This window comes from Mycolicibacterium novocastrense (genome assembly GCF_001570485.1).
GTDB classification, from domain to species: Bacteria; Actinomycetota; Actinomycetes; order Mycobacteriales; family Mycobacteriaceae; genus Mycobacterium; species Mycobacterium novocastrense.
In genome coordinates this window covers 266853-286368 of sequence record NZ_BCTA01000026.1, presented here as the reverse complement: position 1 = coordinate 286368, position 19516 = coordinate 266853, and the positions used below count along the sequence as shown (strand labels likewise).

Genomic DNA, 19516 nt, shown 5'->3' with positions numbered 1-19516 from the left:
TTCACTGACCCCATGCAAGTACGCCGAGTGGTGACCGGTCACGATTCGTCCGGCAAATCCGTTTTCGTCAGCGACCAGAGCGTCGCACCGGTTCAGACCATGCTGATGCCGGGCTTCGAGAACCACCTGCTGTGGGGCAGCGACCAGACGGTCCGCTTTCCCGATGACGGTGCGATGCCGCAGTGGCACAACTACTTTCCGCCGATCGGGGGTTTCCGCTTCGCGATGCTGACGCTGCCGCCGTCACACGGCACCCAGGCCCCGGGGGCGCTCGACATCGACGAGGCGATGGCCGAGATGGAGGAGAAGCTCCCGGGGATGCTCGGCTACATGGACTACACGGACCCGGGCATGCACACCACGGACACCGTCGACTTCGAGGTGGTGCTCGAGGGCACCGTCGTGCTCGAACTCGACGACGGAGCCGAAGTGACCCTGCAACCGGGCGACACCGTCGTGCAGAACGGAACGCGGCACCGCTGGAAGAACCCGGGCGACACACCGGCCCGGATGGCGGTGTTCATCTGCGGCGCCGAGCACGCCAACGTGCCGCCGAAGTAGCCGCGCGGTCAGCCCTGGTGTTCGGCCAGCCACCGATCGGCGCGGCGTTTCGAGGCGCGCGAGAGCCACGCGTCCTGGACGAGCTCGGTCAGCTCGACCTTGCCGATCTCCCGTAATCGGCTGGCGCGCACCAGGACCGAGGGATGGCCCTCGAAGCGGTCGGTCGTGAAGAACGGCGAGTCGGGATCCTGGACGAGCGCGGCCTTGTCCATCTCCGATTCCACCCAGATCATGATCACGTCGGCGTAGCGCTCGCCGGTCGCCGGATCCTCGGCGTCGGGCTGAGGAGTGCGGAAGAACACGAACGACTTGCCGCCGACTTGGTAGATCGGGTTGCCTTTGGGCCCCTCGATGCGTTTGACGTGCGGCATCGACGCGGCGATCTCGTGCACGTCGGCGACCCGCGCCGGCCGGTCACGCATGGCGGTCCAGTGCGTGCAGGATGACGTTGGAGAGCGTGCCGTTGCGCACCGTGGCCGTCATGTAGGTGCAGTGGGGCTGGCGTCGCCGGTCGGTCGGCGAGCCCGGGTTCAGAAGCCGCAGACCGGTTTTCGTCGTCGTGTCCCACGGGATGTGGCTGTGGCCGAATACCAGCACGTCGGTGTCGGGGTAGGCCTTGGCCATGCGTGCCTCGCGGCCGGTCGCCGCACCGGTCTCGTGGACGACGGTGAAGCGCAGCCCGCCGAGTGTCACATCGGCTCGTTCGGGCAGCCGGCGCCGCAGTTCAGCGCCGTCGTTGTTGCCCCAGCACGCGACGAGCCGCTTGGCGCGGGCCTCCAGCGCGTCGAGCAACGTCGGCTCCACCCAGTCGCCGGCGTGCACCACCACGTCTGCCTTCGTCACTTCGTCCCAAACCCGTGCGGGCAGGTCCTTGGCGCGTTTGGGAACGTGAGTATCGGCGATCAACAACAGCCGCACTGTTCCCAATCTAGTGGCGGCCGACGGCGCCGCCGAAACTGAGGTTATGCGTCACATCCGGCCCGGAGGTCGAACACAGCTTCAGATTCGGCGGCACAGTGTGAGCGCGCCCGGAGAGACTCGAACTCCCAACCTTCTGATCCGTAGTCAGATGCTCTATCCGTTGAGCTACGGGCGCATGGTCGATCTTCAGTGTTCAGTTGTCCGGCTGACGGGTCAGCCGTGGCGGAGGCGAGAGGATTTGAACCTCCGGTCGCCTTTGAGGGCGACAACTCATTAGCAGTGAGCCCCATTCGGCCGCTCTGGCACGCCTCCCGACGATTACCGCCGATCCGACAGCGTACACATGGGCCACCGGGCGAGGCAAAGCGCATTCGACCGACCCATAAACTGGTGCGGTGACCGTCCGGCTGCGTCCCGAACTGGCCGATCTGCCCGCCTACACCCCCGGCAGGACGGTTCCCGGCGCCATCAAGATCGCCAGCAACGAGACGGTGCATCCCCCGCTGCCGAGCGTGCGCGCGGCAATCGAGGACGCCGTCGGCAACATCAACCGCTACCCGGACAACGGCTACGTCGAGCTCCGCGAGCGGCTCGCCAAGCACGTCAACTTCGCCCCCGAGCACATCTCCGTGGGCTGCGGCTCAGTCAGCCTGTGTCAGCAGTTGATCCAGATCACCTCGACCGTCGGCGACGAGGTGCTGTTCGGCTGGCGCAGCTTCGAGATCTACCCGCTGCAGGTGCGAACGGCGGGGGCCACACCCGTGCCGGTGCCGCTGACCGAACACACGCACGACCTCGACGCGATGCTGGCCGCGATCACCGATCGCACCCGGCTGATCTTCGTGTGCAATCCGAACAACCCCACGGGCACGGTGGTCGCACCCGATGCGCTCGCCCGCTTCGTCGCCGCCGTGCCGCCGCACATCGCGATCGCACTCGACGAGGCCTACGTCGAGTACATTCGCGAGCCGATGGTTCCCGACAGCCTGGGTCTGGTCCGTGCACATCCCAACCTCGTTGTGCTGCGGACGTTTTCGAAGGCCTACGGGCTGGCGGGTCTGCGGGTCGGCTACGCGGTGGGCGACCCGGATCTCATCACCGCGCTTGGCAAGGTGTACGTGCCGTTCACCGCGACCAGCGTGTCGCAGGCCGCGGCGATCGCGTCGCTGGACGCCGCCGACGAACTGCTCGAGCGCACCGACACGGTCGTCGCCGAACGAGCCCGCGTCACCGCGGAACTGCGCGCAGCCGGCTACACCGTGCCCGACTCGCAGGCCAACTTCGTCTGGCTCCCCTTGCCAGGGCGGGCCCAACAGTTCGCCGAGGCGTCGGCCGACAACCGCATCATCGTGCGGCCCTACGGCGACGACGGAGTACGCGTCACCGTCGCCGCGACCCACGAGAACGATGCGTTCCTCGACTTCGCCCGCCGATGGATAGGACAGCCATGAGCGACGCACGCGAGACCTTCGACGAGTTGGTGGCGCGCACCGACACCATCTCCGACGCCGAACTCGACGAGTTCTGGGCGACGCTGACGCCCGCCACCATCGACTTCATGATCGGGGAGTGGAAGGGCGGCGAGTTCCACACCGGTCACAAGGCCAACGGGTTCATGGAACGCCTCAACTGGTTCGGCAAGACGTTCCACTCGGCAACCGACGCCAAGCCCCTGGTGTGCCTGGACTCCGACGGCAACAAGTTCTCCAACACCGAGGCGATGAAGGGCGAGGCCAGCCTCTGGATGGAGGAGTTCCGCGGGGAGGTGACGGCGTCGATGGTCTACGACGGCGCGCCGGTGCATGACCACTTCAAGGTCGTCGACGAGAACGCCGTCGTCGGCATCATGAACGGCAAGGGCGCGCTGGACGGCACCCGGCACCTCTACTTCTTCCTCGAGCGGGTTTGAGCGCTCGCGAGATGAACACCAGGGTCGTGGGGGCGGCGGATCCACGACCCTGGTGTACGCCTCGCGAAGTCGCTAAGCCTCGCGAAGTGGATAAGCCTCGCGAAGTCCTAGGCCCGCCGACCGGTGTAGGCGAGCAACCGCGTCAGCGCATCCGCGTCGTCGGCGACGTCGATCGCGTCATCGAAGCCGGCGTTCACCCGGCCGTCCGGCGTGATGATCTTGCGGGCCAGCCCCAGCACGTAGTCGGACAGCGATTCGGGAGCGTTGACCTCGCGGCCGACAGCGGCGGCGTAGTCCCACGCGTGCACCAGGAACTCGAGCGACAGGATTCCGACCATCACCCGGGCCGGCACCTCGTTCCCACCGAACTCCACGGTGCCGTCCAACCCGCGACGCCGCCAGGCGTCCAGCGCTGCCCGCGCCGCGAACACCACCTGCTGCTCGATCGGCGCATCCTGGTCGCGCTCCCCGAACTGCGCACCCGCCATCGCACCGAGCGTCGTGATCGAGTGGAGCAGGTGGTCGGTCAGCCCCGCCACGTCGAACTCCCGACACGGTGTCTGCTTGTGCAGATCGTCGGCCGCGATGCCGTGCAGCACGTGCTGCAGGACAGCGAAGGATTTCTCCGCACTGCGCAGTTCGTCGGTCGGCGGTGAATCGGGTCCTGCGCGCAAGTCGTCGGGCATGACGCCACGCTACGTCGCCGACGGGCGTTATCGTTGCCGAGATGAGGACGCACGTGCGAGTGGCGGCGGCGGTACTGGTCTTCGCCGGTGTCGCGGCGGGATGCTCGCGCACCACCGAGGGATCCGTCGCGATGACGACCGAGCCGGGGCCGCCGTTGACCACCTCGCCGGCACGGCCGACGTCGCCGTCGATTCCCGGACTGCCCGACATCGGACTTCCCGACATCCCGCTGCCCACGCGCAACACCGATGTCCCGGTTGTTCCCGCGCCGCCGAACGCCTTGTCCATGCAGTGCTCGGAGTACAACGGGCTCGACGAGCCGACCCAGGTCGCCGTGATCCGCGAGATCCTCAACCAGGAGGGCAACCCGCTCGGGCCCGACGGAGAGGGCATCGGCCAGATGCTCGTCGACGCCGCCTGCCAGTTCCTGCCCAGCGCCACCGTCAACGAGGTGCTCCTGGGCAAGCCGCCGCCGTGACCGGTGTCGTGACCAACTAGCGTCTTGCCCATGGGCGAGACCTACGAATCCGTCACTATTGACATCTCCGACCACGTCGCGCGGGTGACGCTGATCGGACCCGGCAAGGGCAACGCCATGGGCCCGGCGTTCTGGGCCGAGATGCCCGAGGTCTTCGGCACGCTCGACGCCGACCCAGAGGTGCGCGCCATCGTGCTGACCGGTTCGGGCAAGAACTTCAGCTACGGACTCGACCTCGCGGCGATGGGCGGCAGCATGCCCGGCCTCGATGCCGGCGCGAAGGCCCGCCTCGGATTCCGCCGCACCCTGACCAAGATGCAGGGCGCGATCAACGCGGTCGCCGACTGCCGCACCCCCACCATCGCCTCGGTGCACGGCTGGTGCATCGGCGGCGGCGTGGATCTGATCAGCGCGGTGGACATCCGCTACGCCAGCGCCGACGCGAAGTTCTCCGTCCGCGAGGTGAAGCTGGCGATCGTCGCCGACGTGGGCTCACTGGCCCGACTGCCGCTGATCCTGTCCGACGGGCACCTGCGCGAGCTGACACTGACGGGCAAGGACATCGATGCCGCCCGCGCCGAGAAGATCGGTCTGGTCAACGACGTGTACGACGACGCCGAGGCCGCACTGGCCGCCGCGCACGCGACCGCCGCCGAGATCGCCGCCAACCCGCCACTGACGGTGCACGGCATCAAGGACGTGCTCGACCAGCAGCGCATCGCCCGGGTTTCCGAGAGCTTGCGCTATGTGGCCGCGTGGAATTCGGCGTTCCTGCCGTCAAAGGATCTGGGCGAAGCGGTGACCGCGATGTTCGAGAAGCGACCGCCCAAGTTCACCGGCGAATAACGTTGATTCCCAGCGTATTCCCACCGGATTCCCGGCTTACCGACAGGAATCGGTAGTACCGAATCCCTTCGGTCACAACGGATTTCAACGAATCTGATGTGCTATGCGTCACCTTGGGTACCGTTCCGGGCTGCGGCGGCGTTCTGCACGACATGACAGATACAACTCACTTGGCGTCGTTTGATCGCGACGCGCTTCAACGAATCGGTGCACCCCGCATCGGGGGCACAGCGGTGGCATTCACCTCGAATCGCTACGGGCAGGCCGACGTCGCGGCGATGCTCACCAGCGTTGGCGGACCGGAATTCGTCCGCTTCGCTGCGACGAGTGGCGTGCAAAGTCGCAGTCTCTCGCTTCCGTTGTCCCGCTACCCGGAATTGTCGGGCTTCACAGAGGCGAACGACGCCTACATCGAGGTGGCCGTCGACCTCGGGGAACGGGCTGTGCGGTCCGCGCTCGAGGCGGCTCACGTCACCGCACAGGACGTCGACGCCATCGTGTTCGTGTCGAGCACGGGAGTCGCAGTGCCCACGATCGACGCGCGAGTGGCCTCTCGGATCGGGCTGCGGCCTGACGTCAAACGCATCCCCTTGTTCGGTCTGGGTTGTGTCGCAGGCGCAGCCGGGATGTCACGCGTACACGATTACCTGACCGGCTTTCGCTCTGACGTCGCGGTCCTGCTTTCGGTGGAACTGTGTTCACTTACCTTGCAGCGCAACGACACGTCGATTCCAGCGTTGATCGGCGCCTGCTTGTTCGGTGACGGTGCGGCCGCAGTGGTGGTCTCGGGCGCCGACCGGGTTCCGCCGACGATCGCGAACGCGCCCGCTGTACTCGCGACCAGGAGCCGACTCTTCCCGGACACGCTCGACGTGATGGGGTGGAACGTCACTTCGAATGGTTTCGGGTTGGTGATGTCTCGCGAGGTTCCGCACATGGCCGCGAACTATCTGGAAGAAGAAGTCACCGCGTTCCTCGGCGACCACGGGTTGACGGTGGCGGACATCTCCACATGGGTCTGTCACCCCGGCGGGCCCAAGGTGCTCGACGCGATCGACACTGCACTGCGATTGCCGCCCGAGGCTAACATCCACAGCCGCAATTCGTTGCGGGACAACGGAAACTTCTCATCTGCATCGGTGCTCGACGTGCTGCACCGCACGCTGGCCTCACCGCCCGGCCCGGGATCGTTCGGCGTGTTACTCGCCATGGGTCCAGGGTTCAGTTTCGAGATGCTGCTGCTGAAGTGGTGAGAACGGATATGGCGTACTACTTGTTCATCGTCGCGATCGGCCTCGAGCGGCTGGTCGAACTGGCGGTGTCGCGACGTCACACGCGATGGTCTCTTGCCAACGGCGGCAAGGAGTTCGGGCAGGGCCACTATCCGGTGATGGTGTCCATGCACACGCTGCTTCTGATGTCGTGCGCCGTCGAGGTGGCGGCGCTGCACAGGCCGTTCATCCCGGCACTCGGCTGGGCGATGGTGGCCGTCGTGTGCGCGAGCACGGCGTTGCGTTGGTGGTGCGTGGCGACTCTGGGTAAACGGTGGAACCCCCGGCTCATCGTGATCCCGGGAGCACCCCTCGTGCACCGCGGTCCCTATCGGTGGCTGCACCACCCGAACTACACGGCGGTGGTCATCGAGGTGGCGGCCCTACCTCTGGTCCATTCGGCGTGGCTGACCGCGATGGTCTTCACGGTGGCCAACGCGTTGGTGCTCACCGTCCGCATCCGGGCCGAGAACGCCGCGCTCGGTTACGCGTGAGCAGGTCTGGGACGTCGCGCCCTGGGCACCGGCGTCCAACCGAGTTCGGCTTTGGCCTTGGCATTCGACAGCGGAAGCCAGGTGTCGCCGAACGCGGTGACACCGTAGGGTGCGGCGAGCTTGACCGCCGCACGCGGAATGCGTAATTGTCGAGGCCGCCCGAGCTTGTCGCCCAACTCGCGGATGTAGCCGTTGAAGGACTGCGGCCGGTCGTCGACGATGTTGTAGATCTGACCGCCCCGTCCGCGGTCGAGCGCGGCCGCCGTGGCCTTCGCGACGTCATCGATGTGGATCCAGGACACGATGCCGCCACCACCCATGTCCAGGGCCAGCCGCCATCTCGCCATCCGAGCGAACAACTCGTCGTGCGGCACACCCGGTCCGTAGAAAGCGCCGTAGCGCAACACAATTCCTTCTGTGTCACTGTGTTCCCCGGAGGTCAGGACCTTCTGCTCCATCCCCCGCAGGGCCGCCAGCATCGCCTCCCCACCAATCGGAGCCGGGCCGGGATAGGGGTCACTCTCGTCCATCAGCGCCGGGCCGGTGGTCGGATAGCCGTACGCGAACATCACCGATTCGGCAACGACGCGGCGGACACCGGCACGCTGAGCCGCGGCCAGCAGGTTCGGCGCACCGGTCCCCCACAACTTTCTCGCGGGCTCGAAGTCCCTGACCCGCATGGGTCCCCGCTTCGGCAGCGTGGTCAGCAGCGACACCACCACCTCAGGACCGATATCGGCGACCGCCTTGTCGATATCGTCGGCGTCGAACACATCGGCGACAACGGGTCTGGCACCCGCGGCGGCGAGCGCGCCGGTCTTGTTCGGTGAGCGCGTCAGCCCGATGACCTCGTGGCCGCGGGCATTGAGCTCACGCAGCAGCGGAAGGCCGGGCACGCTGGTCGCGCCGGCAACCAGGACCCGCATCACGGCCTCCGATCGGCAATGACGCTGGTGCGCAGTGCGATCGCCAGTATCGCGGTGGTCAACACCAAGCCGCCGGCCTCCAACCACCCGATCCAGTCACCCGCGCCGTGGTGCGGATCGATGATGTGGCTGAGCGAGTGCAGTGCCCAGTGCAGCGTCGCGAATGCCAGCGCCGGAGTGCGCCAACGCGGCCACCGCACGGCGGCGAGCAGCATGAGCCCCTGCGGAATCTCGAAGGTGGCGTTGTCGAAGATGTAGTGGTCATTGCGCGTGCCGAAGGTACCGAGCGTGTCGAAGAACGCGCCGGGGGCGAACATCATGAACAGCCCCACGGCCAAGGCGTAGAGCCCGAACACGATGAGCGTCACCTCGACGAACCCGGCCCTTGTGCGCGTCGGTGTCGATGTCATACGGTCACGCTAGTTCGCCACTGGCCTCAAGATAGGCACCACTTTGACAGCGAAATCGGGTACCACTTCCGGTCCGGAGCTGCTGCTGGAACTCGACCGCGACGCCACCGATCCGCTGCACCGCCAACTGGCCGACGGGCTGCGGACCGCCATCAGGACGGGCCGCCTCGCACCGGGAACCCGCCTGCCGTCCAGTCGCCTGCTCGCCGCCGACCTGGCAGTGTCCCGTCGGCTCGTGGTCGATGCCTACAGTCAGCTCGTTGCCGAAGGGTTCCTGCTCAGCAGGCACGGGTCGGGCACGGTGGTCGCCACGGTCGACACCATCGACCGGCCCTCCCGGCGCGAGACGGGGCCGGCCGCTCGCTACGACGTCGACTTCCTGCCGGGGTCACCGGATCTGCGGAGTTTCCCGCGCGACGCCTGGCTGCGGGCGTTGAAGCAGGGCCTGGCCGATATCGGGCCGGATGCGCTCGGTTACGTGGCGCCCCAGGGTCTGTTCACCACGCGCGTCGCTCTGGCCGACTATCTGCGTCGCGTGCGCGGTGTGCTCGCCGAACCGCAACACATTGTGCTGTGCTCCGGAGCGACACAGGCCATCGCGTTGCTCGCCCGGTCACTGCCGACATCCTCGCTGGCCATGGAGGACCCGGGCTTCTGGTTGCACCGGATGGTGCTGCGGAACAACGGGATTGAACCCGTACCAGTTCCGGTGGACGAGGACGGGCTCGATGTCGGCGCATTGGCGGCCAGCGGTGCCGATGCAGTGCTCACCACCCCCGCGCACCAGTCCCCGACCGGGGTCGTGCTGTCGGCCGCGCGGCGGACCGATCTGATGGACTGGGTTCGAGCCGGCCATCTGGTCATCGAGGACGACTACGACGCTGAATACCGCTACGACCGTGCACCCGTCGGCGCGCTGCAGGGAATCGCGCCCGACCGCGTCGTCTACGTCGGCTCGACGAGCAAGACCCTGGCGCCCGGTCTTCGCATCGGCTGGATGGCGCTGCCCGCACATCTCGTTGGCGCGGTCAAACTGGCCAAAGGTCTCGCGGACACCGGAAGTTCGGTGATGGACCAGTTGGCGTTCGCGCAGCTGCTGCGATCGGGAGGATACGACAGGCATCTGCGCCAGATGCGTCGCCGATACCTGACCCGCCGCAATGCCCTGCTGGGGGCACTGGGCAGGCACCTGCCGCAAGCGACCGTGCTCGGGGCCGCGGCCGGCGTTCACCTGACGGTGCGCTTCCCCGACGGGTTCCCGATCGAGGAGCTGGTCCGGCGTGCCGAGAAGCGGCGGGTGCGGGTCAAACCGCTCGCACCGTGTTACGCCGATCCGTCGTCCGCCCCGCCGGGTCTGCTCCTGGGATACGCGAACCTCACTGAGACACAAATCTATTCGGGCGTGCGGATATTGGCTGACGCGATACCTCAGGCTCCGCCGCCGCCACAACCGCCGCCACCGCAGCCGCCACCACCACCGCAGCCGCCGCCGCAGTGACCAGCTCAAAACTGAGGTGAGGCCGGGAGTCAAGCGAAATGGCCAGCCTCGCTGAGTGAAGTCAAGCGATGTTCCTAACTTCACTTAGTTGTCTTAGTGAAGTTATACTGGATCGGTGACTTCACTTACTCCGGTCACGTGGGAGAGCGTGCGCTGGGAACCGCACGTCTCGCGGTATGCAAGTTCTACGCGCCCGAAGTACGGCACCTACCACCCGGCGCTGCCGGCCGCCATTGCGGACCTTGCCCTGGAACTGCCACCGGCGGTCCTCGCGGAGGCCGAAGCCGCCAGCCGGGAGATAACGCGGTTCGACGCTGAACTCGGAGGCGAAATCGCGCCGTTCGCCGCGGTGCTGCTGCGATCGGAATCTGCCGCCAGTTCGCAGATCGAGAACCTGACCGCCTCGGCGCGCGCTATCGCCGAAGCCGAACTGCCCGGCGGCCGCCGTAAACGCAACGCGGAACTGGTCGTCGCCAACACGAGGGCGATGACGGCGGCGATTGCACTGTCCGAGGCTATCGATGCCGATGCGATCCTGGCGATGCATGCGACGCTGATGGCAGGAGACCCGCAGCACACTGCAGGTGAGTTTCGTACTGAACCGGTGTGGATCGGCGGCGGCTCCACTCCTATCGGTGCGACTTTCGTAGGACCACGTCACGAGCTGGTCCCCGGCGCGATCGACGACCTGATCGCCTTTGCGCAACGGGGTGACGTTCCGGCTTTGCCTCAAATCGCCGTTGCCCATGCGCAATTCGAGACCATCCACCCCTTCACAGATGGCAACGGGCGCACGGGCCGAGCCCTCGTGCAGGCGATGCTGCGCCACAAAGGGCTGACTCGCCGGGTGACGGTTCCGATATCGGCCGGGCTGCTGGCCGAGACCGATGCCTACTTCGCCGCGCTTACCGCGTACCGCGACGGCGATGCCGTCCCGATCGTCGAGCGGTTCTCGGAGGCCAGTGTCCGGTCGATAGCCAACGGGCGGCAGCTGGTCGCCGACCTGGAGTCGATCCGCGCCAGCTGGAACGACAGGATCACCGCCCGATCGGACTCCGCGGTATGGAAGGTCGCCGACCTGTTGACCCGACGCCCTGTCGTGAGCGCAGCGCTGCTCGCGCAAGAGTTGGGTATCGAGTCGACCAACGCGCACCGCTACCTCAACCCGCTCGCTGAGGCCGGGATTCTCGTCGAGACCACCAGCGGACCCCGCAATCGGGTGTGGCGTTCGCCCGAGGTGTTGGCCGCACTCGACGCGTTCGCAGCACGGGCCGGCCGGCGGGCATGATGATGTTGATCAGGCTGTGCGGTACACACTCGCCATCGACAAGTAATTGCCGAAAAGGGCTATGGCTTCGGCACTCCGGTCGCGTTTTCCGGCACAGTGTGCGGGTCCCCGAGTCGGGGTCCTGTGACTTCACCGAAGCCCGACGCCTGACCCAATCGCAATGAAGCAAGTGAGCGGTGGCGGAGGGATTTGAACCCCCGGACGGTGTTAGCCGTCTCTCGCTTTCAAGGCGAGTGCATTAGGCCGCTCTGCCACGCCACCGCCGACAAGAGTACGGGCCGGCCCACACCATCGCGACGGGCGATCCCCTCAGACCCGGCCGAGCTTGGCGTTCATCGACCCGTTCTTGAGCCCGACGCTGATCCGCCTGCAGTTCTCACCCATCGCCGCGACCTGGGGCCGCGACAACCGGTCGAGAAAGTGCGCGCGCACGCTCTCGCCGTAGGTGATCATCGCGTCGCGTACCGCGGTGCGCCCGTCGTCGGTGATGCTGGCGAGCACACCACGGCCGTCGTCGGGACTGGCCCCGCGACACACCAGGCCTGCCATCTCCAGGCGACGGATCTGCCGGGTGACCCGGCTCGGCAACGACATCAAATTCTCGGCGAGATCACCCATTCGGGCCGATCCCGTCGGCGACTTGTCCAGGATGTCGAGCAGCCTGACGTCGTTGAGCGTCAGATGATGCTTATCCACCAGCGACCGGTTCAAGGTCGCATACAGCCGGAGCGCGGCATCCAAAAAGTTTTGCCAGGACCGCTGCTCCGCGATGTCCAGCCCCGGCATGTCCCCCGCGGTACGACCCGCAATTATCCCCTCCATGCGGTCATAGTAAACGGCCCTGACATTGCTGGCGACCAATTCTCAAGACTGTTGTCGCAGGCTAGTAGCGTTATCGGAATGCATGCAATCGTGGCCGGCCCGGAAGGCCGATTGAGCTGGCAAGAGGTTCCCGACATCGCGCCGAACAAGGGCGAAATTCTGATCAAGGTGGCCTCTGCCGGCGTCAATCGGGCCGACCTGTTGCAGGCCGCGGGCAAGTATCCGCCGCCGCCGGGCGCCAGCGAAATCCTCGGACTCGAGGTGTCAGGAACGGTCGAGGCGGTCGGTGAGCAGGCCTCCGATTGGGCAGTCGGACAACAGGTCTGCGCGTTGCTGGCGGGCGGGGGCTACGCCGAGTACGTGGCTGTACCGGCCGGGCAGGTGATGGCGCTTCCGGACTCGGTGTCCCTGCACGAGGCCGCCGGCCTGCCCGAGGTGGCCTGCACCGTGTGGTCGAACCTGGTGATGACGGCGGGGTTGACGGCCGGGCAGCTCGTTCTCATCCATGGGGGTGCCAGCGGCATCGGCACCCACGCCGTCCAGGTGGGCCGCGCGCTCGGATGCCGCGTGGCAGTGACCGCCGGGTCGGCCTACAAGCTGGACCTGTGCGCCGAACTCGGGGCCGAGGTGACGATCAACTACCGCGACGAGGACTTCGTCGAACGCGTCAGGGCCGAGGGTGGCGCCGACGTGATCCTCGACATCATCGGCGCGGCCTACCTCGATCGCAACATCGACGCGCTCGCCCACGACGGGCGACTGGTGATCATCGGGATGCAGGGCGGCGTGAAGGCCGAGCTCAACATCGGCAAACTGCTCGGCAAGCGCGCGGGCGTCATCGCCACCGCTCTTCGCGCGCGCCCGGTCAGCGGCCGGGCAAGCAAGAGTGAGGTCGTCGCCGAGGTGGTGGCCAACGTCTGGCCGATGATCGAGCGCGGTCAGGTGCGGCCGATCATCGGCGCCGAATACCCGGTTCAGGAAGCCGCCGCGGCGCATGAGCTGCTGCAGTCAGGTGAGGTGTCGGGGAAAGTGCTTCTGCGCGTAGCGGATTAGCGCAACGGTCAGCCCAGCGAGGCGAGCGCGCGCACCAGCTGATCGACTTCGGCGGTGGTGGTGTAGTGCGCCAGTCCCACCGTCACCGCGCCGCCGACGTCGTTGACGCCGATCACATCCAGCACGCGCGAACTCGCATTCGATATCGCCAGGATGCCGTTGTCGGCCAGGCGCTGAACCACCCGTTCGGCGGGTACGCCGTTGACCGCGAAACTGAGCACGGGGATGCGCGATTCGGGCTGACCGATGACCATCACCGTCGACAACGACCGCAGCGAAATCAGCAGATAGTCGAACAGCCGGCTCATATAGGCATTCGCGGAATGCATTGAGATCGCGAGGCGTTCGCGGCGCGTGCCACGCGCGTTCTCGTCCAGGGAGGCCAGATACTCGATGCTGGCCACCACTCCGGCGAGCAGACCGAACTGATGCGCGCCGACTTCGAGCCGCGCCGCTCCGGTCGCATCCGGATCCAACGACACCGATCCGAAGGAGTCGATGAGCGCCGGATCACGAAAGACCAAGGCTCCGATGGGCGGACCACCCCACCCCAACGCGTTGACCGCGACCACGTCCGCGTCGATCTCGTCGATGTCCATCAACTGGTAGGGCGCGGCCGCGGAGTGGTCGACGACCACCAGTGCACCCTGATCGTGTGCCAGCTTCGTCACCGCGCGCAGGTCGGTCACGGTGCCCAAAGTCGATGAGGCCGAAGTGATTGCGACCAAGCGCGTCGGCTTGGTCACCAGGCTCTCCCACTGCCAGCTGGGCAGTTCGCCGGTCTCGATGTCGACCTCGGCCCACTTCACCTTGGCGCCATAGCGATTCGCGGCACGCAGCCACGGTGCGATGTTCGCCTCGTCATCAAGACGGGTGACCACCACTTCGTAACCGAGACCGACACGCGACGACGAGGCGTCCGCCAGCGAGGTCAACAGGATTGCGCGGTCGGCGCCCAGCACCACACCGCGCGGATCGGCGTTGACCAGATCGGCCACGGCCAGTCGGGCGGCCTCCAACACCGCGGCGCTCCGCCGTGCCGACGGATGCGGACCCACCGGGGTGGGCATCGACCCGCGGAACGCCGTGGACACCGCGCGGCCGACGGTGTCAGGCAACAACATGCCGTGCTGGGCGTCGAAACGCACCCACCCGTCGCCCAGGGAGGGGTGCAAACCGCGCACCCGGGCGACGTCGTATGCCATGTCAGCCCACCTTCGAGCGTCCGTGAGTTCGCGAACCCACACGATTCCGGCCGATACTCGGCCCCGACCCGCCATGTCGGACTGGGTCTGCTGGGCAGCCATACTAGTCCAGTGATCTTGGCGTTCGGGGTGCTAAACCCGTTGTCGTTGCTGGTCACCCCCGCGCGCCGGCCAGGACGCGACATTGAGTTAACGTATGGCCGCATCAGCGGTGGTGACATTCGGTGACGCCGTTTGCTCGACCGCCGAGGACAATCGACGGGCCGGTTTGCGGTCACCTACCGGACTTTGCCCGTCCCAGACGTGGGGACCGCCTCGCCCACGACCGGACTAGTGTCGCTAGTTGGCTCGGGATCGCGGGGCGCAGCGACGAATGCCGTGGAGATTAGAGGGAACGCAGGGAGTATGACCGAGGACGACAACATCGAGATCATCAGCGGTGCCGACAGCGGCGCCGACAACGACGAGGAAAAAGACGGCAAGTCGCTGACCGACCTCGTCGAGCAGCCGGCCAAGGTGATGCGGATCGGCACCATGATCAAACAGCTGCTCGAGGAGGTGCGCGCAGCGCCGCTCGACGACGCCAGCCGCAACCGGCTCCGGGAGATCCACCGCACGAGCATCACCGAACTCGAGGACGGGCTGGCTCCCGAGCTGCGCGACGAGCTCGAGCGGCTCACGCTGCCGTTCACCGAGGAGGCTGTGCCGTCGGACGCCGAGCTGCGTATCGCGCAGGCCCAGCTGGTGGGCTGGCTCGAGGGCCTGTTCCACGGCATCCAGACCGCGCTGTTCGCCCAGCAGATGGCCGCACGTCAGCAGCTGGAGCAGATGCGAGGCCAGGGTGCGTTGCCACCGGGGATCGCGGTGCGCGGCGGTCCGTCGCATCCGGGGACCGGGCAGTACCTGTAGGGGCATGCGTTGGTCCCACACATCGAGACCCGCAACGCGTGGGTGGAGTTCCCGATCTTCGATGCGAAGTCACGCTCGCTGAAGAAGGCGTTCCTCGGTAAGGCCGGCGGCGCGATCGGACGCAACGATTCCAACGTCGTGGTCATCGAGGCGCTGCGGGACATCACCATGTCGTTGGAACTCGGCGACCGGGTGGGTCTGGTGGGGCACAACGGTGCGGGCAAATCGACCCTGCTGCGGCTGCTGTCGGGTATCTACGAGCCCACCCGGGGGGTGGCGACCGTCAGCGGCCGAGTGGCGCCGGTGTTCGACCTCGGCGTCGGGATGGACCCGGAGATCTCCGGCTTCGAGAACATCATCATCCGCGGCCTGTTCCTGGGGCAGACGCGCAAGCAGATGCTGGCCAAGATCGACGAGATCGCCGAGTTCACCGAGCTGGGGGATTACCTGTCGATGCCGTTGCGCACCTATTCCACCGGTATGCGGGTGCGTCTGGCGATGGGCGTGGTGACCAGCATCGACCCCGAGATCCTGTTGCTCGACGAGGGTATCGGCGCGGTGGATGCCGAGTTTCTGAAGAAGGCGCAGACCCGGTTGGCCGAACTCGTCGCGCGCTCGGGCATCCTGGTGTTCGCCAGCCACTCCAACGAGTTCCTGGCCCGGCTGTGCAACACCGCGATGTGGATCGACCACGGCACGATCAAGATGACCGGCGGCATCGAGGACGTCGTGCGTGCCTATGAGGGCGAGGACGCCGCCCGGCATGTCCGGGAAGTACTCGAAGAGACGCGCCAGGGATGACCGCCGACGCGGGCTTGCCCGACGAGCCAACCGGCCCCGTCATATGCGCGGTGGTGGTCACCCACCGTCGCCCCGACGAGTTGGCGAAGTCACTGGAGTCGGTGTCGGCCCAGACCCGCGCCCCCGACCACCTGATTGTCGTCGACAACGACGACGATCCCCGCGTCGCCGAGCTGGTCGCCGCGCAACCCCTCCCATCGACCTATCTCGGATCCCGCCGGAACCTGGGCGGCGCAGGCGGTTTCGCGTTGGGCATGCTGCATGCGCTGGCTCTCGGCGCGGACTGGGTGTGGTTGGCCGACGACGACGGCCGGCCCGCCGACTCCGAGGTGCTGGGCACGCTGATCGACTGTGCCGCCCGCCACGGACTCGCCGAGGTGTCGCCGATGGTCTGTGACATGACCGATCCCGGGCGACTGGCGTTTCCCCTGCGTCGTGGGCTGGTGTGGCGTCGCCGCGTCGACGAGTTACGCACCGAATCGACTGAGGTGGGGGCACCTCCCGCTTGCGGGGGATTGTTGCCGGGCATCGCATCGCTGTTCAACGGCGCGCTGTTCGCCGCTTCGACGCTGGAGGCGACCGGCGTGCCTGATCTGCGCCTGTTCGTGCGCGGCGACGAGACCGAACTGCATCGCAGGCTGGTCCGATCCGGGCTGCCGTTCGGCACCTGCCTCGACGCGGTGTATCTGCACCCGCAGGGCGGTGACGAGTTCAAACCGATCCTCGGCGGCCGGATGCACACGCAATATCCGGACAACACGGCCAAACGTTTCTATACCTACCGCAATCGCGGCTATCTGTTGTCCCAGCCGGGATTGCGTCGACTGCAGTTACAGGAATGGGCGCGCTTCGGTTGGTTCTTCCTGGTGTCCCGCCGCGACCCGGCTGGGCTGATGGAGTGGATCCGGTTGCGGCGCATGGGCCGCAAGGAGAGGTTCGGGAGGCTTCAGCCGTGACGTTCACCGACGCCGCTGCGCAGTCGAAGACCATGAGCCGGGCCTGGGGCGACCTGGTCGCCGGCTTCGGCAAGCACGAACTGTGGTTGCACCTCGGCTGGCAAGACATCAAACAGCGTTACCGCCGCTCGGTTCTCGGCCCGTTCTGGATCACAATCGCCACCGGCGCGACAGCGGTCGCCATGGGCCTGCTCTACTCGAAGCTGTTCAAACTCGAGCTCTCCGAACATCTTCCGTATGTCACCCTCGGGCTGATCGTATGGAACCTGATCAACGCAGCCATCCTGGAGGGCGCCGACGTGTTCGTCGCCAACGAGGGTTTGATCAAACAGCTGCCGACACCGCTGTCGGTACACGTCTACCGGCTGGTGTGGCGGCAGATGATCCTGTTCGCCCACAACATGATCATCTTCGTGATCATCGCGATCATCTACCCCAAGCCGTGGAGTTGGACGGACCTGGCGGTCATTCCGGCGCTGGGTCTGATCGTGCTCAACTGCATTTGGGTGGCGTTGTGTTTCGGCATCCTGGCCACCCGCTACCGCGACATCAGCCCGCTGCTGGTCAGCCTGGTGCAGCTGTTGTTCTTCATGACCCCGATCATCTGGAACGAGTCCACCCTGCGACAGCAGGGCGCCGAGCAGTACACCAAGATCGTCGAGCTCAATCCGCTGCTGCACTATCTCGACATCGTGCGGGCCCCCCTGCTCGGCGCCGACCAGGAACTGCGCCACTGGGTGGTGGTGATCGTGCTGACCGTGGTCGGGTGGATCTTCGCGGCGTTCGCCATGCGGCAGTACCGCGGCCGCGTCGCGTACTGGGTGTAAGCGCGCGGAACTTCGGCGTCGCCCGCGGCCGTTATGCGGATATGAGCATCCCGCCATATCAGCCGCCGTCGTCTCCGCCGTCCGCACCGACGGGCACGTTGACCTGCCCGAAGTGTGCGGGCTCGATGCGGACATACGAGCGCAACGGCATCCACTTGGAGCAGTGCGACACCTGCCGCGGCATCTTCCTGGACTTCGGCGAACTCGAATCGCTGACGCAGATGGAGAACCGGTTCGTGCAGACCGCGCCGCCCCCGCCGCCCGCCCAGCCGGGATACGGATACGGCCCGGGTTGGGGCCATCGGGGCAACAAGTACTACCGCAAACAGGGGTTCGGCCGGCTGTTCTTCTCCAGCTAAGGCGTACTAGAGCATCCGCGCGCAGGCGGCCATCAGCAGTTCGTCGTCGCGATGGTGGGCCGCGGCCTGTACGACGGCCGCGCGCGCGAACGCGTCGAGCACCGGCCAGGGGTCTCCGTCGGGCAGTGCGGGACCGCCGGCGGCGCGGTAGGCGTCGACGAAGCGGGTCCAGTCGGCGTCCGGGATGAGCCCCGCCGCCCAGAATCCGGCCGGTCGAGCCAGATCCCACGCCGGATCGCCGGCACCCAGGTCGTCGACGTCGAGAAGAATCCACCGTGAGTCGCGACGGCCAAGCTGACCCAAATGGAAGTCGCCGTGCACGAGTGTGGTTGGGCGGTCGGCAGAACCCGCGCGCCAGACCGCGTCGGGAAGGCCGGCCGCGGCGCGGCGCAGTGTCGGCTCGCCGCCGCGAAGCGCGTCGACGCCCCGCCGCAGGCGTTGCGGCCAGCCGTGCGGGGGTACTCGATGCGGCAGTGGCTCCCGGTGCAGTCGGGCCAGCAGTTGTCCGGCTTGCGCCCATGGCACCGACTCCGGTTGCAGCGCAAGGGTTTCCACGCGCGGCCACCGGGTTCGCCATCGGCCCGCAACCGGCTCGGGAACCGCCGACAACGGTGAGAGCAGGCAGTCCGACCGGGCGGCGATACCCAACCGGACCGTCAACGCCCGCGGATCGGTACCCGGCCGATGCAGCTTGGAGACGACGTCACCGTCGACGACGATCTCCGCACCGGACCGGGTTTGCACACCTGAAACCTAGCGACGTGCCGGCTGCAGGTGGAGACGCATTCACGCGCGCGCCGGGTGTCGGTGAGTTCGCGCCCACGTAAGCTGCCCGGGTGGCCGAGCCCCCGATGCAGCCCACCCTGAGCCTGGGCACTCAGATCTGGCGGTTCATCGTCACCGGTGGTTTCTCGGCGATCGTCGACTTCGGTCTGTACGTGGCCATGCTCGCAGCCGGTCTACACGTCAACGTGGCCAAGACGCTGAGCTTCATCGCGGGCACCACCACGGCGTATCTGATCAACCGCCGGTGGACCTTCCAGGCGCCGCCAAGCACCGCGCGGTTCGTCGCGGTGTGTGTGCTCTACGCGGTGACCTACGCCGCGCAGGTCGGCATCAACTACGCGCTGTACATGGCGTGGGACGACAAGGCGTGGCGGGTGCCGGTCGCGTTCGTCATCGCCCAGGGCACGGCGACGGTGATCAACTTCGTCGTCCAGCGTGCGGTCATCTTCCGGCTGCGCTGACGCGGCGTGTGGCGAGCGTGGACTTGTGTCACGCCGCCGGCCAGGTTG

General features: G+C 66.8%; 24 protein-coding genes and 3 tRNA genes. 16 read left to right on the top strand and 11 right to left on the bottom strand.

Going from position 1 to position 19516, the window contains the following annotated elements; translation table 11 throughout:
• Positions 1–12 precede the first annotated feature (12 nt).
• Positions 13–561, top strand: coding sequence for a cupin domain-containing protein (locus RMCN_RS09760; RefSeq protein ID WP_067388662.1), 549 nt, complete (start codon positions 13–15; stop codon positions 559–561).
• 8 nt (positions 562–569) lie between these two features.
• On the opposite strand, the gene RMCN_RS09755 is transcribed toward RMCN_RS09760, so the two are convergent.
• From RMCN_RS09755 to RMCN_RS09740, 4 genes are all read right to left on the bottom strand, one after another.
• The gene (locus RMCN_RS09755) at positions 570–983 is read right to left on the bottom strand and encodes an MmcQ/YjbR family DNA-binding protein (RefSeq protein ID WP_064416066.1); all 414 of its coding nucleotides are present in this window, start codon (positions 981–983) and stop codon (positions 570–572) included.
• Positions 976–1479, bottom strand: coding sequence for a metallophosphoesterase family protein (locus tag RMCN_RS09750; RefSeq protein ID WP_067388660.1), 504 nt, complete (start codon positions 1477–1479; stop codon positions 976–978). Before RMCN_RS09750 ends, RMCN_RS09755 begins: the two co-directional genes overlap by 8 nt.
• Positions 1480–1584: 105 nt before the next feature.
• Positions 1585–1657 (bottom strand) — tRNA-Arg (locus tag RMCN_RS09745).
• Positions 1658–1702: 45 nt separating this feature from the next.
• Positions 1703–1794: transfer RNA gene (locus RMCN_RS09740), tRNA-Ser, on the bottom strand.
• Between the two features lie 83 nt (positions 1795–1877).
• Here RMCN_RS09740 and hisC point away from each other — a divergent pair.
• Together hisC and RMCN_RS09730 are read left to right on the top strand one after the other, a co-directional pair.
• Complete coding sequence (gene hisC, locus RMCN_RS09735) at positions 1878–2933, top strand: histidinol-phosphate transaminase (RefSeq protein ID WP_067388659.1); 1056 nt, start codon at positions 1878–1880, stop codon at positions 2931–2933.
• On the top strand, positions 2930–3391 hold the full coding sequence (locus tag RMCN_RS09730) for a DUF4334 domain-containing protein (RefSeq protein WP_067388657.1): 462 nt from the start codon (positions 2930–2932) through the stop codon (positions 3389–3391). Before hisC ends, RMCN_RS09730 begins: the two co-directional genes overlap by 4 nt.
• Positions 3392–3498: 107 nt before the next feature.
• On the opposite strand, the gene RMCN_RS09725 is transcribed toward RMCN_RS09730, so the two are convergent.
• Entirely contained in the window at positions 3499–4077 is a 579-nt protein-coding gene (locus RMCN_RS09725) for a TIGR03086 family metal-binding protein (RefSeq protein ID WP_064416071.1), read from the bottom strand.
• A 41-nt stretch (positions 4078–4118) separates the two neighbouring features.
• On the opposite strand from RMCN_RS09725, the gene RMCN_RS09720 reads away from it, so the two are divergent.
• The 4 genes from RMCN_RS09720 (at position 4119) to RMCN_RS09705 (ending at position 7167) form a co-directional block, all read left to right on the top strand.
• Entirely contained in the window at positions 4119–4556 is a 438-nt protein-coding gene (locus tag RMCN_RS09720; RefSeq protein WP_064416072.1) for a hypothetical protein, read from the top strand.
• 30 nt (positions 4557–4586) lie between these two features.
• Positions 4587–5402 (top strand): crotonase/enoyl-CoA hydratase family protein, encoded by an 816-nt coding sequence (locus tag RMCN_RS09715; RefSeq protein WP_067388655.1) that lies wholly within the window; start codon positions 4587–4589, stop codon positions 5400–5402.
• Positions 5403–5554: 152 nt separating this feature from the next.
• Positions 5555–6655 (top strand): type III polyketide synthase, encoded by a 1101-nt coding sequence (locus RMCN_RS09710; RefSeq protein ID WP_276019509.1) that lies wholly within the window; start codon positions 5555–5557, stop codon positions 6653–6655.
• An 8-nt stretch (positions 6656–6663) separates the two neighbouring features.
• The gene (locus tag RMCN_RS09705; protein WP_067388653.1) at positions 6664–7167 is read left to right on the top strand and encodes an isoprenylcysteine carboxyl methyltransferase family protein; all 504 of its coding nucleotides are present in this window, start codon (positions 6664–6666) and stop codon (positions 7165–7167) included.
• On the opposite strand, the gene RMCN_RS09700 is transcribed toward RMCN_RS09705, so the two are convergent.
• Both RMCN_RS09700 and RMCN_RS09695 read right to left on the bottom strand, forming a co-directional pair.
• Positions 7158–8093 carry an NAD-dependent epimerase/dehydratase family protein gene (locus tag RMCN_RS09700; RefSeq protein ID WP_067388651.1) on the bottom strand — a complete coding sequence of 312 codons (936 nt, stop codon included), beginning with the start codon at positions 8091–8093 and terminating at the stop codon, positions 7158–7160. The genes RMCN_RS09705 and RMCN_RS09700 overlap by 10 nt on opposite strands.
• Positions 8093–8503, bottom strand: coding sequence for a DUF4345 family protein (locus RMCN_RS09695; protein ID WP_067388649.1), 411 nt, complete (start codon positions 8501–8503; stop codon positions 8093–8095). Before RMCN_RS09695 ends, RMCN_RS09700 begins: the two co-directional genes overlap by 1 nt.
• Positions 8504–8546: 43 nt before the next feature.
• Between RMCN_RS09695 and pdxR the strand changes: the two genes are divergently transcribed.
• Both pdxR and RMCN_RS09685 read left to right on the top strand, forming a co-directional pair.
• On the top strand, positions 8547–10001 hold the full coding sequence (pdxR, locus tag RMCN_RS09690) for a MocR-like pyridoxine biosynthesis transcription factor PdxR (protein ID WP_067388647.1): 1455 nt from the start codon (positions 8547–8549) through the stop codon (positions 9999–10001).
• A gap of 115 nt (positions 10002–10116) precedes the next feature.
• The gene (locus RMCN_RS09685) at positions 10117–11289 is read left to right on the top strand and encodes a Fic family protein (protein ID WP_067388645.1); all 1173 of its coding nucleotides are present in this window, start codon (positions 10117–10119) and stop codon (positions 11287–11289) included.
• A gap of 174 nt (positions 11290–11463) precedes the next feature.
• Here the strand turns inward: RMCN_RS09685 and RMCN_RS09680 are convergent.
• Both RMCN_RS09680 and RMCN_RS09675 read right to left on the bottom strand, forming a co-directional pair.
• A tRNA-Ser gene (locus RMCN_RS09680) sits at positions 11464–11550 on the bottom strand.
• 48 nt (positions 11551–11598) lie between these two features.
• Positions 11599–12111, bottom strand: a complete 513-nt coding sequence (locus RMCN_RS09675; RefSeq protein WP_064416078.1) for a MarR family winged helix-turn-helix transcriptional regulator — start codon at positions 12109–12111, stop codon at positions 11599–11601.
• A 78-nt stretch (positions 12112–12189) separates the two neighbouring features.
• Here RMCN_RS09675 and RMCN_RS09670 point away from each other — a divergent pair, with 78 nt between their 5' ends.
• The gene (locus RMCN_RS09670; protein ID WP_067388643.1) at positions 12190–13164 is read left to right on the top strand and encodes an NAD(P)H-quinone oxidoreductase; all 975 of its coding nucleotides are present in this window, start codon (positions 12190–12192) and stop codon (positions 13162–13164) included.
• 8 nt (positions 13165–13172) lie between these two features.
• On the opposite strand, the gene RMCN_RS09665 is transcribed toward RMCN_RS09670, so the two are convergent.
• Positions 13173–14369, bottom strand: coding sequence for a cysteine desulfurase-like protein (locus tag RMCN_RS09665; protein ID WP_067388641.1), 1197 nt, complete (start codon positions 14367–14369; stop codon positions 13173–13175).
• A gap of 405 nt (positions 14370–14774) precedes the next feature.
• Here RMCN_RS09665 and RMCN_RS09660 point away from each other — a divergent pair, with 405 nt between their 5' ends.
• The 5 genes from RMCN_RS09660 to RMCN_RS09640 are packed head-to-tail and all read left to right on the top strand — an operon-like array spanning position 14775 to position 18221.
• The gene (locus RMCN_RS09660) at positions 14775–15278 is read left to right on the top strand and encodes a bacterial proteasome activator family protein (RefSeq protein ID WP_064416081.1); all 504 of its coding nucleotides are present in this window, start codon (positions 14775–14777) and stop codon (positions 15276–15278) included.
• Positions 15279–15287: 9 nt separating this feature from the next.
• Positions 15288–16079, top strand: a complete 792-nt coding sequence (wzt, locus tag RMCN_RS09655) for a galactan export ABC transporter ATP-binding subunit Wzt/RfbE (RefSeq protein WP_064416082.1) — start codon at positions 15288–15290, stop codon at positions 16077–16079.
• Positions 16076–17035 carry a galactofuranosyltransferase GlfT1 gene (gene glfT1 / locus RMCN_RS09650; protein ID WP_067388639.1) on the top strand — a complete coding sequence of 320 codons (960 nt, stop codon included), beginning with the start codon at positions 16076–16078 and terminating at the stop codon, positions 17033–17035. Before wzt ends, glfT1 begins: the two co-directional genes overlap by 4 nt.
• The gene (gene wzm / locus RMCN_RS09645; protein ID WP_064416084.1) at positions 17032–17862 is read left to right on the top strand and encodes a galactan export ABC transporter permease subunit Wzm/RfbD; all 831 of its coding nucleotides are present in this window, start codon (positions 17032–17034) and stop codon (positions 17860–17862) included. The genes glfT1 and wzm overlap by 4 nt, the downstream gene beginning before the upstream one ends.
• Positions 17863–17903: 41 nt before the next feature.
• Positions 17904–18221, top strand: a complete 318-nt coding sequence (locus RMCN_RS09640; protein WP_082680997.1) for a TFIIB-type zinc ribbon-containing protein — start codon at positions 17904–17906, stop codon at positions 18219–18221.
• 6 nt (positions 18222–18227) lie between these two features.
• Here the strand turns inward: RMCN_RS09640 and RMCN_RS09635 are convergent, their stop codons facing one another.
• Positions 18228–18965 (bottom strand): phosphotransferase family protein, encoded by a 738-nt coding sequence (locus RMCN_RS09635; protein ID WP_067388637.1) that lies wholly within the window; start codon positions 18963–18965, stop codon positions 18228–18230.
• 107 nt (positions 18966–19072) lie between these two features.
• Between RMCN_RS09635 and RMCN_RS09630 the strand changes: the two genes are divergently transcribed.
• Positions 19073–19468, top strand: coding sequence for a GtrA family protein (locus RMCN_RS09630; RefSeq protein ID WP_067388821.1), 396 nt, complete (start codon positions 19073–19075; stop codon positions 19466–19468).
• The last annotated feature ends 48 nt before the right edge of the window (positions 19469–19516 follow it).

Excerpts from the sequence above, each read along its gene's own strand:
- RMCN_RS09760 (WP_067388662.1), top strand. The coding sequence starts at position 13 with ATGCAAGTACGCCGAGTGGTGACCGGTCACGATTCGTCCGGCAAATCC.
- RMCN_RS09755 (WP_064416066.1), bottom strand. The coding sequence starts at position 983 with ATGCGTGACCGGCCGGCGCGGGTCGCCGACGTGCACGAGATCGCCGCG.
- RMCN_RS09730 (WP_067388657.1), top strand. The coding sequence starts at position 2,930 with ATGAGCGACGCACGCGAGACCTTCGACGAGTTGGTGGCGCGCACCGAC.
- RMCN_RS09725 (WP_064416071.1), bottom strand. The coding sequence starts at position 4,077 with ATGCCCGACGACTTGCGCGCAGGACCCGATTCACCGCCGACCGACGAA.
- RMCN_RS09720 (WP_064416072.1), top strand. The coding sequence starts at position 4,119 with ATGAGGACGCACGTGCGAGTGGCGGCGGCGGTACTGGTCTTCGCCGGT.
- RMCN_RS09715 (WP_067388655.1), top strand. The coding sequence starts at position 4,587 with ATGGGCGAGACCTACGAATCCGTCACTATTGACATCTCCGACCACGTC.
- RMCN_RS09710 (WP_276019509.1), top strand. The coding sequence starts at position 5,555 with ATGACAGATACAACTCACTTGGCGTCGTTTGATCGCGACGCGCTTCAA.
- RMCN_RS09705 (WP_067388653.1), top strand. The coding sequence starts at position 6,664 with ATGGCGTACTACTTGTTCATCGTCGCGATCGGCCTCGAGCGGCTGGTC.
- RMCN_RS09700 (WP_067388651.1), bottom strand. The coding sequence starts at position 8,093 with ATGCGGGTCCTGGTTGCCGGCGCGACCAGCGTGCCCGGCCTTCCGCTG.
- RMCN_RS09695 (WP_067388649.1), bottom strand. The coding sequence starts at position 8,503 with ATGACATCGACACCGACGCGCACAAGGGCCGGGTTCGTCGAGGTGACG.
- RMCN_RS09675 (WP_064416078.1), bottom strand. The coding sequence starts at position 12,111 with ATGGAGGGGATAATTGCGGGTCGTACCGCGGGGGACATGCCGGGGCTG.
- RMCN_RS09670 (WP_067388643.1), top strand. The coding sequence starts at position 12,190 with ATGCATGCAATCGTGGCCGGCCCGGAAGGCCGATTGAGCTGGCAAGAG.
- RMCN_RS09665 (WP_067388641.1), bottom strand. The coding sequence starts at position 14,369 with ATGGCATACGACGTCGCCCGGGTGCGCGGTTTGCACCCCTCCCTGGGC.
- RMCN_RS09660 (WP_064416081.1), top strand. The coding sequence starts at position 14,775 with ATGACCGAGGACGACAACATCGAGATCATCAGCGGTGCCGACAGCGGC.
- glfT1 (WP_067388639.1), top strand. The coding sequence starts at position 16,076 with ATGACCGCCGACGCGGGCTTGCCCGACGAGCCAACCGGCCCCGTCATA.
- RMCN_RS09640 (WP_082680997.1), top strand. The coding sequence starts at position 17,904 with ATGAGCATCCCGCCATATCAGCCGCCGTCGTCTCCGCCGTCCGCACCG.
- RMCN_RS09630 (WP_067388821.1), top strand. The coding sequence starts at position 19,073 with ATGCAGCCCACCCTGAGCCTGGGCACTCAGATCTGGCGGTTCATCGTC.